Here is an 11,066-nt window from a genome sequence, read left to right as displayed (position 1 = left end):
GCCCCGCTCGTGGGCGTCGTCGGCCACCCATGGAAGCGGCGCAAGAAGCACCCGGCCGCCGGCATCGGAGCCGACACCCTCGAGGGGCCGCCGGCCCGCCCCCCTCTGCCGGGCACGGAGCCCACCGGGGTGCGCCGCCTGCTCAGGCACATCGAGCCACTCGGCCAGATCGCGCGAGCGGCCCGCTTCTACCCGGCCCGGCTGGCCGTCATCGTCTTCGCCGCCATCATCGTGGCGGTGACCGCCCTCCTCAGTCTTCCCGTCGCCACGACCAGCGGGGAGCGCGCCAACTTTCTCGACGCCCTGTTCACCGCCACCTCGGCCGTGTGCGTCACCGGTCTGAGCACGGTGGACACGGCGACCTACTGGTCCACCTTCGGGCACGTCGTCATCATTCTGGCCGCGGCCGTGGGCGGCCTGGGCGTCATGACCCTGGCCTCACTGCTGTCCCTGGCGGTGTCCCGGCACGTGGGTCTGACTCAGCGGATGCTGGCGGCCTCGGAGAACCAGTCGCGCCTGGGCGAGGTGGGCCGGCTGCTGCGCGCCGTCATCTACACGGCCACCGGCTGCGAGCTCCTCCTGACGCTCATGCTGCTACCGCCCTTCCTCAGCCACGGCCTCGATGTGGGCCACGCCCTGTGGTACGCGGCCTTCATGGCGCTGTCGATCTTCAACAACGCCGGCTTCGTCATCATGCCCGAGGGCCTGGAGGCCTACTCCACCGACTGGTGGATCGGCCTGCCGATCATCCTGGGGACCTTCATGGGCGCCGTCGGCTTCCCCGTCATCCTGGACATCATGGGCCGACGACGCCGCCCCCGAACGTGGAGCCTGCACACCAAGCTGACCCTGACGACCTACCTGGCCCTCACGGCCGCCTCGACCCTCGCCATCGCCACCTTCGAGTGGAGCAACCCGCTCACCTACGGCTCCCTGCCCACGAGCGGGAAGATCATGACCGCGCTCGTCAACGGCGTCAACGCCCGCTCCTCGGGGCTGTCCACGATCCCGCCCGAGCACATGCACGAGGCGACCTGGTTCCTCCAGGACGCCCTCATGTTCGTCGGAGGCGGCTCGGCCTCGACGGCCGGCGGCATCAAGGTGACGACCTTCGCGGTCCTGCTGCTGGCAATCCTCGCCGAGGCCCGCGGCGACCAGGACATCGAGGCCTTCGGACGGCGCATCACCCCCTCGACGGTGCGCCTGAGCGTGGCAGTGGCCTTCATCGGCTCCAGCGTCATCGGACTGGCCACGCTTCTGCTCCTGCAGATGACCAACCTGCCCCTGGACCGGATTCTCTTCGAGGTTATCAGCGCCTTCGCGACCGTGGGCCTGTCCACGGGCATCACCCCCTCCCTGCCGGACGGGGCCAAGTACGTCGTCGTGGCACTCATGTTCATCGGCCGTGTGGGCACGATGACGGCGGCCAGCGCCCTGGCTCTGCGCGAGCGGCGCCGCGTCATCCGGATGCCCGAGGCCAGCCCGATGATCGGCTGACCAGGGCAGCAGTCCCACCCACGTGCCGGAACCCCGATTCCCGGGAACCGGCGGAGGCTCTCGGAAGCAGTCAGGACCGAGCCCCTTCCGGGGCTAGCAGCTGTCTCAGAGTGCTGGCCGCTCCCTCCACATCGGCCTGATCGGTGATGAGCTGCTCGACGATGAGACCGAAGGAGACGCTCTGGATGAGGGACGCCAGCTGCTCGGGACTCAGACGGTCAGAGATCGTCCCTGCCCTCTGCCCGTTGCGACACAGACGGGTAAGGCCTCCGTGGATATCACGGTAGCTCTCCTGGACCAGGACGCTCATCTCGGGATCACGGGTCAGCTCCCCCCAGGCATGGTAGGCCAGAGGTGCCCAGGAGCTCAGCCCGACGTCGTCAGGATCCTCGAAAGAGTCATCCTGCCGGCCTGCCCCTGAGCCGGTTGCCGCACCGCGCCGCCGGTAGTTGAGCAGGGTGAGAGCCTCAATGAAGTCCCGCTCGAAGTCGAGAGGCTCCTCGGACTCGGCGAACCGCTTGATCCGCTCGACGAGCGGCCCCATGCGCCTGGTCAGGACCGTCCGGATGAGGGAGCCCTTGCCCTCAGGGAAGTAGCGGTAGACGGTCGACGACGACATCCCGGCCGCTGCGATGACCTCATCCATGGAGGTGGCCTGGAAGCCGCTGCGCGCGAAGCACTCCTCGGCGGCCCGCAGGATCCGGTCGGTCTGACGCTCCCGGTAGGCGGCAGTCACTCGTGGCATGAGTTCAGGATAAGCGACTCAGAGCACACTCCAAATCAAAACGATCGTTGTTGACTGACCGCAACGCACTCTCTAAACTCCCGAGCGCAAACGAAAACGACTATTTTGATATGGAGGTTCGCCATGACATCCTCAGTGACATCCGCTCTCAAGGAGCGGACCGAGTCGGCACAGGAGGAGACGACCACCATGACAACGCGGCAGCCCAATCGCCGCGCGGTCATGGTCAGCGCCGTCCTCACCCAGCTGATGATCGTCCTGGACCTGACGATCATCGCCATCGCCCTGCCTCGGATGCAGGACGACCTGGGAATGACCGTATCCCAGAGCCCGTGGACGGTCACCGGCTACAGCCTGGCCTTCGGTGGCCTGGTGCTCTTCGGGGGAAGGCTCTGCGCCGTGGCGGGCATCCGCCGCTCCTACCAGGTGGGACTGATCGGCTTCGGGATCGCCAGCCTCGCAGCCGGGATGGCGACCTCTTTCCCCGTCCTGCTGGCGGCCCGCGTGGCCCAGGGCTGCTTCGGCGCCCTGCTGGCCCCCACCTCGCAGGCGCTGCTGAACGTCACCTTCACCGAGCGCACCGAGCGCGAGCGGGTCTTCGCCATCTTCGGTGCCACTGCCGGACTGGGCGCGGCCATCGGACTACTCGTCGGCGGAGCCCTGACCGACTGGTTCAGCTGGCGCTGGGCCCTCTACATCAACATCCTCATCGCCGCTGCTGCTCTGCTCATCGGGCAGCGCAGCCTTCCGCCGGCCGATCAGCGCGACCGCGACTCGCGCATCACTGATGACCTGAGCGGCCTGGTCCTGGGCTGTGGAGCCTGCTTCAGCGCCGTCTACGGGCTCGACCGGGCCCAGCAGACCTCCTGGACCTCGACGTCGACCGTCAGCTGGCTGGCCCTCGGCGGTATCGCCGCAATACTGTTCGTGGTCCGCGAGCACTTCGCAAGCCGCCCGGTGCTGCCCCTGTCGATGATGGCACTGCCCGTGCGGGCGGCCTCCTACGCCACCCAGTTCATCGCCGGCGCCGCCCAGATGGGGGCGATCATCTACCTGACCTACTACATGCAGAACCACCTCGGCTACTCGCCCTTCAAGAGCGGAGTCGTCTTCCTCCCGATGGTCTTCGCCCTGATCGCGACCGCGATCCCGGCCGGACGCATCATCGTGCCCAGGCTCGGAGCGCGCGGCACCCTGCCACTGGGGGTGGCGGTACTGGCCGGTTCCCTCCTCATTCTCTCGCGCATGACGACGGATTCGACCTACTCCCAGGTGGCACTGCCCGGCCTCATCGTCTTCGGGATCGGTCTGGGGCTGACGATGCCGGTGACCTTCAACTCCGGCACGCGCGGGGTGGACGCGAAGCGGACCGGGCTGGCCTCAGCGATCCTGAGCGCCGCCCAGCAGATCGGCGGCTCCTTCGGGGTGGCGCTCATGACCTCCTACGCCACCCAGCACGCCGAGGACTACGTGACTGACCACACCGAGGAGGTCAAGGCGGCCGCCATGGAGGCGATGATGCGGGCTCAGACCCTGCCGCAGTCGCCCGCGGGCAAGCAGATCATCGAGACCCTCAAGGCCCAGCTCGTCGACCGGGCGCAGATCGAGGCCTACGCCGGTGGCTTCACGATGATGGCCTGGCTCCTGGCCGGCGCCGTTGTCATCCTCGTGGTCTGCGGGATCGGCCTGAGCCTCCGCCGACGCCGCAGGCGGTAGCGTAGGGGCCACTGCCTCACGGCCGACCTCAGGAGACCTCATGCCTGCCCCGCTCTCACGCACCGACTCCACGCTCGTCATCGGGCTGGGACGCTTCGGCTCGGCCGTGGCCGCCACCCTGGACCGGTTGGGGCGCGAGGTGCTGGCAGTGGAGGCCAATCCCGCGACCGTGCGCCAGTGGACCGGCCGGATCCCCCTGGTGGAGGCCGATGCCACGGACGTGGAGGCCCTGGAGCAGTTGGGCGCCACCGAGTTCGGCACCGCGGTCGTGGGGGTGGCGACCTCCCTGGAGGCCTCCGTCCTCATCACCGGCAACCTCGTGGACCTGGAGACCCCCCAGATCTGGGCCAAGGCCATCTCACGCGCCCACGGCCGCATCCTGCGCCGCATCGGCGCCCAGCACGTCGTCTACCCCGAGTTCGACGCCGGCCAGCGCGCCGCACACCTCGTCTCGGGCCGCATGCTCGACTACATTGAGATGGAGAAGGGCGGCTTCACCATCGTCAAGATGCGCCCACCCACGGAGCTGCACGGCTTCACCATCGGCCAGTCCAAGGTGCGCTCCCGCTACGGGATCACCGTCTTCGGCCTCATGAGCCCGGGCGAGCCCTTCGAGTACGCCACCCCGGACACCCTGGTCTCAGCCGAGGACGTGCTCGTCGTCGGCGGGGATGCCGCCCTCCTGGAGCGCTTCGCCAACCGCGCGTGAGCCGGCCAGGCGACCCTCACGCGCGCCTCTCAGTGCGTCAGAAGGCGGCCACCTGGGAGCGCTTGGCCTCGGCGGCACCGTTGGCCTCAGCGGCCACGGCCTCAAGATCCTTACCGATCCCGGCGGCGCCGTAGGCACCGAGCAGACCTTCGACGAAGGGCGCCGCCGACAGGCGCGCCCGCTCGGCGAGGGCCGGCTCGAGCATCTCCAGGGCCATCTCGGCGCTCATGATCCCGCTGCCCAGGTCGGCCAGGACCAGGACGCCGTCGCAGCGGTCGGCGAGACGCTCGACGGCGTCGACGACGGCACCGGGGTCGGTGCCCAGCCCGCCGTCAGCAAGGCCCGCAGCCGGCTCGACGGGGACGTCGACGGACACGATGAGCCGACGCGCCAGGTCCAGGGCGGCCTCGGCCAGGGCGCGGGAGTGGGAGACCAGGACGATGCCGACACGCACTGCGGCACCGTTCGACCGCGTCGGCTCAGGGACCGATGCGGGCTCGGAGGGGTTTGCGGGACTCACAGGACTCACGACACCCTTCCGGCCACGACGTCGTCGAGGGCCGTCAGCAGCAGGACGGTGGAGGCGGCGCCGGGGTCGATGTGCCCCACCGAGCGTTCCCCCAGGTAGGAGGCCCGCCCCTTGGTGGCCACCATGGGCTTGGTGGCCTCGCGCCCCTCGGTGGCGGCCCGTACGGCGGCCGCGACGCCGGCGGCGAGGTCGCCGGGATGGGCGCGCAGGGCCTCCAGGGCCGGGCTCCAGGCGTCGAGCATGGTCTTCTCCCCCGTGGTGGCCCGCCCCCGCGCGGCGATACCACCGACCCCCGCCTCCAGGGCGCCCGCGAGCGCCTGGGCGTCGAGCGCCTCCAGGCCGACCACGGCTCCCCCGGCGCGCAGGAAGAAGGTGCCGTACAGGGGCCCGGAGGCGCCCCCGATGGTGGAGACCAGGGTCGTGCCGACCTTCTTGAGCAGGGCGTCTGCACTGGCGAAGCTGCCGGTCTGCACCGTCTCGGCGGCGGCGGCCAGGCCGCGCTTCATGTTGGTGCCGTGGTCGGCGTCGCCGATGGCGGCGTCCAGGTCGGTGAGCTCCTCGGCGTGCTCGGCGATGAGTGCTGCGCTGCGGCGCACCCAGGTCGCCAGATCCGTCACGCTCAGCGAGTGGCTCAGGGCTCCCGCGTCTGCGGTCATGTCGCTTCTCCTTCAGTCTCCTTAGGGTGCCCGCACGTGATCCGGGCACCCCGATTGTGTCAGGTCCTCACACGCCCCAGCGCAGGCCGGGCGTGTTGACCGGGGCGTCCCACAGGCTCAGCAGCTCGGTGTCGGCGCGCACCAGGGTCAGGGAGCAGCCGGCCATGTCGAGGCTGGTGATGTAGTTGCCCACGAGGTTGCGGGCCACGGTGATCCCGGATCCTTGGAGGAGACGGGCGATCTCGCCGTACATGAGGTAGAGCTCGAGCAGCGGGGTGGCGCCCATGCCATTGACCATGGCGATGACGCCCTCGTCGGGGCCGGCCGCGTCGGGCAGCTCAGCCAGGAGCGGGCTGACGAGGCGCTCGGCGATCTCGGCGGCGGGGGCGACCTTCTCGCGGTGGCGTCCGGGCTCGCCGTGGATGCCGATGCCGATCTCCATCTCGTCGTCGGGCAGGTCGAAGGAGGGCTTGCCGTTGGCCGGGACGGTGCAGGAGGTCAGGGCCATACCCATGGAGCGCCCGGCAGCGTTGACGCGTGCGGCGATGCCGGCGACCTCGTCCAGCGGGCGCCCCTGCTCGGCGGCGGCGCCGGCGATCTTCTCCACGATGACGGTCACGCCCACACCGCGGCGTCCGGCGGTGTAGAGGGAGTCCTCGACGGCGACGTCGTCGTTGGTGACGACGCTGGCGACCTGGATGCCGGACTCGGCGTCGACGATCTCGGCTGCCATCTCGAAGTTCATGACGTCGCCGGTGTAGTTCTTGACGATGTGCAGCACGCCGGCACCGCGGTCGACGGCGCTGGTGGCGGCCACCATCTGATCGGGGACCGGGGAGGTGAAGATCTGGCCGGCGCAGGCGGCGTCGAGCATGCCGGTGCCCACGAAGCCGCCGTGGAGGGGCTCGTGCCCGCTGCCTCCCCCGGAGATGATGGCGACCTTGCCCTTCTCCTTGGGCTGACGGCGGTAGACGATGTGCTGGTCGAGGTCGACGTCGAGCTCGTGGGGGTGGGCCGCGGCCATGCCCCGCAGGGCGTCCGTGACCACGTTGTCAACGGTGTTGATGAGTTTCTTCATGGCGCTGACGCTACCGCGCCACGAGCCCGCATGTGGCGCCTCGGGCTCCGAGGATGTCACCCCGTGCACGTCGGTGCAGGTCACCGTGTCCATGCAGGAACGGGTACGCGCCCGGGCGGCCAGGGGCGGCCCCGACGCACCGCACCCCTCACCCCTTAACGTGAGCGCGGCCACCACCTCGCCTGAGCGTCACCCGCAGAGATTCTGGGGACTATCTGGGGAGGTCCTTTTTTCGCGGCACCACCGGGTCGATTACGGGCAGGATAGGGGTATGGATCTGTCCGTTGTCGCCGTCGTGGCCACTATCGCAGCCGGTGTCTCCGTCCTGGTCGCCGTTGCCGCCGTCTTCGCCGCACGGCGCTCGACGGCGCATGCGGACCTGGCCCTCAAGGAGGCCTCACGGATCTCCCGGGCGAGCATCTCGCGGATCAACGAGGTCCAGTCCGAGGCCAGCTCGGCCCGCCTGGCGGCACGTCACGCCGCCGAGCGGCTGCGCTCGATGACCAAGGAGCGCACGACACCGGACAGCGTCGCCGCCTACCGGGTCTTCCTGCGTGAGGTCGTCGAGGACTCCAAGCACCTGCTGGGCCCTGAGGGCACCGGGACGATGAAGAACGAGGCGCTGGACCGCCTGCGGGTGGGGGCGCTCGTGGGCGGCTCGGACGAGGTGCTGCGCGCCATGCGGAACTTCGCCCTCCTGCGCTCCCAGCGCCCCGAGGCCCCGTGGCCCAGCGCCTACGCCATGGCCTACGCGCGCCTGGAGTCGGACCTGGTCACCGCGATCCGCAACGACCTGGGCTCCTCCGAGGAGTCCTTGACCGCCGACCAGATCTGGGGCGCCGTCAACGCCCGCTGTGTCGACCCCGCTTTCCGGCTGGCCCTGCTCAGTCCCCTGGAAGACGTGCTGCGCAACGCCGGGCAGGATCCGACCCACTACGACCTCGACCACATCGTCAAGTTCGCCGACTACCCGAGTCCCGTCGCCTCCACCGGCACCGCCGGGTCCACGAGAGCCGTACCCGCTGCGGGAGGCGCCGGCGCCTCCGGCTCCCGACGGCGCTCGCGGCGGGCGCAGAGCCGAGTGGCACGGGAGGCCTCGGCGGCGACGTCCGGGCCGGCCACCACCGCGCTGCCCGACTCCGATGTCGTGTGGCCTCCACTCACCCCCGGACGTCGAGGCGGGCGCGCAACGCCCCAGGCGGGCTCCACGACTGTTCCTGAGCCGACTCGACCGGCGGTACCGGGGCCGGAGCCTGCGACAACGATGGCCGCCCCCCTCTCGCATGAGCCTGCGGCCGGACCGCCCCCTTCGACCCCTGCCCTGGGCGACCGGCCCAGCGGCGTGGAGCCGTCACCCACGGCGGCGGCCGTGCCCCCCGAGGCGCTGCCGTCCGACGCGCCCTCCGGACCGCTCACCGCCCCACTGGCCGACATCGAGTCGCAGGCAGTCGGGGCCCAGCAGGCACCGCCCGCGCAGCCCACACCGAGTAGCGGTCACTCCCAGCAGCCCCCCGCGGGCCCGACGAGTCACCGGGCGCCCGAGACTCACAGGCCCGTCTTCGAGGACCCGACCCCCAGTCGCATCTCCCGCCGTCGACGCACTCAGGCCGCCCCGACCGGTGCATCCATGCAGGCGGCCGCTGTTCCGGATGCGGTCACGGTTTCGGGAACGGCGCCGGCATCGCCCCCGGCATCCTCAGCGACTCAGTCCTCGGGGGCGTCGACGGCGTCGGCCAACACCGAGGAGACCGAACCCGTCCTGGCCCCGACTCTCCCCGGGACGCCGACGACCGGGCGCCACGTCACCGATTCGCGCTTCTCGGCCGCACCAGGCGCCCCCGAGGCGCCCGCGTCACTGGCCGCCCCGGCTGCGTCCGCCACCGCTGCGCAGGCGGGGCTCCAGCCGGCGCAGCCGGGCTCCGAGCACACCGGCACCCACGCGACCCCACCGTCCACGCGCCAGGACGTGTCACCCACGAGGGCTGCGGCAGTTTCCGCGCAGACCGTCACCGTGCCCACAGGCCCTCAGCCCTCCCCGATCACGGCCGCCGGTCCGACGGGGACGACCGGCTACGGTTTCCTCCCGCCTCAGGGCGCATCCCAGGCGCCCGCCCAGGTGCCGGGGGGCATCAGCCATCCCGTACCCGTCCCCTCCGCATCCCAGCAGGCTGAGCAGTCCTCCGCTGTGGCCGCTGCCGGCGCCGTCCCCGCCGACGCCGTCGGAGCCCAGCGGGCGGCAGCAGTCATGGCCACGACAGCCCGCGCGGCCTCCCCAACCGGCCCGGCACAAGTGGTCGATTCGGATGCGCAGGAGACCATCACGGTTCCTACCACCCCCTCTGCTGCGACGGCCATCCCGACGACGGCGTCCTGGTCCTCGGCTCCGCCGTCCCTGCAGGACTCCGGTCGAATCCCTCGAGCACGCGGCGCCTGAGCCCGGCCTCGGGTACTTCTCCCCATCCCGTCACGGCTTCACGCCCCGACCTGCGTGGCAGAATCCAGGTGTTGGAGACCAAGGGGCCTCCACGGAAAGGGACTGGTGTGGGCATCTTCGCCTGGTGCGCGATCATCGGCTGCACCACCCTGGTGATCGGCATCCTGTTCGACGGGCTGCTGGACGCCCTCCTCCCCGATGGGCTCGTGCCGATCCTCGCTCTGCCGGTGGCCGTGTTCGGCGCCATCGGCATGGGGATGACGGCGACGGGATCGGCGGCCACACAGGTGCCGGCGGCCGTGCTGTGGGGCGTTCCCGCAGCAGCGGCTCTCGCATCCGGCGCGGCCATGCGCTGGTTGTGGAACCGTCTCAGGCGCTCCATGCCGTTGAACACGGCTCCGCCCACCGCCGCGGAGCTGGTCGGCGAGAAGGTCACCGTCCTGTGGTGGAAGGACGGCGGCGGCGAGGTCCGCGCCATCACGCGAGGTCATCAGCTCACCTTGCCGGCGCGCTCCGAGGAACCGCTGCGCTCGGGCCAGAGCGCCTGGGTGCTCGACGCCGTCGACTCCACCCTCGCCATCGCCCCCTGGGAGCAGATCGGCGGCTGAGCCCACTGGGGGCCGATGACGGACCCCAGGCTCACACCCGTTGCTCGCGTCGCTTCCTTCCCTCATCCTCCCTCATCCCATCTCCCCACATAGAAAAGGAACATCGCATGGGTATACCAGTCATCGGCGTTATCGCCGTCGTCGCCATCATCGTGCTGTCGGCAGTCGCCTACCTGTTCAGCCGAATCGTCGTCGTCCCCTCCAACCTCACCGGCCTGATCTCCGGGTCGAACCGGGGCACGGTCAAGATCATCCACCCCGGTGGGCGCGACTTCGTCCTGCCGGTCATCCAGTCCATCCAGTACCTGCCCTTCACCCAGACCACAATCGGTTTCAAGGTCACCGCCGAGGACGAGAACAAGATCCATGTCAACGTCGCCGCCGTGGCCGCCGTCAAGGTGGGTGACTCCGACGAGCAGGTGCGTGCAGCCGCCAAGCGCTTCCTGGGCAAGCCCAACACGGACCAGGCCATCGCCGACTCCGCACGGGAGGCGCTCATCGGCTCCCTGCGCTCGATCATCGGCCACATGACGGTCACCGACCTCATCTCCGACCGCGATGCCCTTCAGCGCAACGTCTTCGACGACGCCAAGAGCATCATGGCCAACATGGGCCTGGAGATCGACATGCTCCAGGTCTCCGAGATCACCGACGCCGGCGGTTACATCGAGTCCCTGGGCGTGCCCGAGCAGCAGCGCGTCGAGAAGGACGCCCGCATCGCGCGGGCCAACGCCGAGCGCGAGGCCCGCGACGCCGAGGTCACCTCCCGTCAGCAGATCGCCGAGCGCGAGCGCGACCTGTCCCTGCGTCAGGCCCAGCTCAAGGCCGAGACGGACAAGGCCCAGGCCGACGCCGACTCCGCCGGCCCGATCGCCCGCGCCGCCAAGGAGCGGGAGATCGCCATCATCGGGCAGGAGGCAGCCGAGGCCAAGGCCGCCCTGACCGAGCGCGAGCTGGACTCCACGGTACGCAAACCCGCCGACGCCGCCCGCTACCAGCGTGAGCAGGAGGCTCAGGCATCCAAGACCGAGGCGCTGCTGCGCGCCCAGGCCGAGGCCGAGCGCACCCGCCTGGATGCCGAGGCCCAGGCTCAG

Annotated in this window: 10 protein-coding genes; 6 read left to right on the top strand and 4 right to left on the bottom strand. The window is 70.4% G+C overall.

What is annotated here, in order from left to right; all coding sequences use genetic code 11:
• Positions 1-1,497, top strand: a 1,497-nt coding sequence (locus tag RIV12_RS12775; RefSeq protein WP_309324358.1) for a TrkH family potassium uptake protein, incomplete at its 5' end; no start/stop codon positions are given.
• A gap of 70 nt (positions 1,498-1,567) precedes the next feature.
• Here the strand turns inward: RIV12_RS12775 and RIV12_RS12770 are convergent.
• Positions 1,568-2,242 carry a TetR/AcrR family transcriptional regulator gene (locus tag RIV12_RS12770; protein ID WP_309324356.1) on the bottom strand — a complete coding sequence of 225 codons (675 nt, stop codon included), beginning with the start codon at positions 2,240-2,242 and terminating at the stop codon, positions 1,568-1,570.
• Positions 2,243-2,365: 123 nt separating this feature from the next.
• On the opposite strand from RIV12_RS12770, the gene RIV12_RS12765 reads away from it, so the two are divergent.
• Together RIV12_RS12765 and RIV12_RS12760 are read left to right on the top strand one after the other, a co-directional pair.
• A complete protein-coding gene (locus RIV12_RS12765) occupies positions 2,366-3,958 on the top strand; it encodes an MFS transporter (protein ID WP_309324354.1) in 1,593 nt (530 codons plus the stop codon).
• A 40-nt stretch (positions 3,959-3,998) separates the two neighbouring features.
• A complete protein-coding gene (locus RIV12_RS12760) occupies positions 3,999-4,667 on the top strand; it encodes a potassium channel family protein (RefSeq protein ID WP_003789240.1) in 669 nt (222 codons plus the stop codon).
• A 37-nt stretch (positions 4,668-4,704) separates the two neighbouring features.
• Here RIV12_RS12760 and dhaM read toward each other — a convergent pair whose 3' ends face one another.
• The 3 genes from dhaM to dhaK form a co-directional block, all read right to left on the bottom strand.
• The gene (gene dhaM / locus RIV12_RS12755) at positions 4,705-5,121 is read right to left on the bottom strand and encodes a dihydroxyacetone kinase phosphoryl donor subunit DhaM (protein WP_075417385.1); all 417 of its coding nucleotides are present in this window, start codon (positions 5,119-5,121) and stop codon (positions 4,705-4,707) included.
• A 71-nt stretch (positions 5,122-5,192) separates the two neighbouring features.
• The gene (gene dhaL, locus RIV12_RS12750) at positions 5,193-5,852 is read right to left on the bottom strand and encodes a dihydroxyacetone kinase subunit DhaL (RefSeq protein ID WP_081380004.1); all 660 of its coding nucleotides are present in this window, start codon (positions 5,850-5,852) and stop codon (positions 5,193-5,195) included.
• A 67-nt stretch (positions 5,853-5,919) separates the two neighbouring features.
• Positions 5,920-6,930: a dihydroxyacetone kinase subunit DhaK gene (gene dhaK, locus RIV12_RS12745; protein WP_309324351.1), complete on the bottom strand. Its 1,011-nt coding sequence runs from the start codon at positions 6,928-6,930 to the stop codon at positions 5,920-5,922.
• Positions 6,931-7,201: 271 nt separating this feature from the next.
• Here dhaK and RIV12_RS12740 point away from each other — a divergent pair, with 271 nt between their 5' ends.
• The 3 genes from RIV12_RS12740 to RIV12_RS12730 all read left to right on the top strand — a co-directional run.
• On the top strand, positions 7,202-9,364 hold the full coding sequence (locus RIV12_RS12740) for a hypothetical protein (protein WP_309324349.1): 2,163 nt from the start codon (positions 7,202-7,204) through the stop codon (positions 9,362-9,364).
• Between the two features lie 107 nt (positions 9,365-9,471).
• Positions 9,472-9,972 carry a nodulation protein NfeD gene (locus RIV12_RS12735; RefSeq protein ID WP_309324347.1) on the top strand — a complete coding sequence of 167 codons (501 nt, stop codon included), beginning with the start codon at positions 9,472-9,474 and terminating at the stop codon, positions 9,970-9,972.
• Positions 9,973-10,079: 107 nt separating this feature from the next.
• On the top strand, positions 10,080-11,066 hold a 987-nt coding region (locus RIV12_RS12730), incomplete at its 3' end, for an SPFH domain-containing protein (protein WP_309324345.1).

Origin of the sequence: Actinomyces stomatis, assembly GCF_031292835.1 — a bacterium.
GTDB lineage: Bacteria > Actinomycetota > Actinomycetes > Actinomycetales > Actinomycetaceae > Actinomyces > Actinomyces stomatis.
The sequence above is the reverse complement of the archived record's forward strand: the minus strand, read 5'-3'. Positions and strand labels throughout refer to the sequence as shown.

Excerpts from the sequence above, each read along its gene's own strand:
- RIV12_RS12760 (WP_003789240.1), top strand. The coding sequence starts at position 3,999 with ATGCCTGCCCCGCTCTCACGCACCGACTCCACGCTCGTCATCGGGCTG.
- dhaL (WP_081380004.1), bottom strand. The coding sequence starts at position 5,852 with ATGACCGCAGACGCGGGAGCCCTGAGCCACTCGCTGAGCGTGACGGAT.
- RIV12_RS12765 (WP_309324354.1), top strand. The coding sequence starts at position 2,366 with ATGACATCCTCAGTGACATCCGCTCTCAAGGAGCGGACCGAGTCGGCA.
- dhaK (WP_309324351.1), bottom strand. The coding sequence starts at position 6,930 with ATGAAGAAACTCATCAACACCGTTGACAACGTGGTCACGGACGCCCTG.
- RIV12_RS12770 (WP_309324356.1), bottom strand. The coding sequence starts at position 2,242 with ATGCCACGAGTGACTGCCGCCTACCGGGAGCGTCAGACCGACCGGATC.
- RIV12_RS12740 (WP_309324349.1), top strand. The coding sequence starts at position 7,202 with ATGGATCTGTCCGTTGTCGCCGTCGTGGCCACTATCGCAGCCGGTGTC.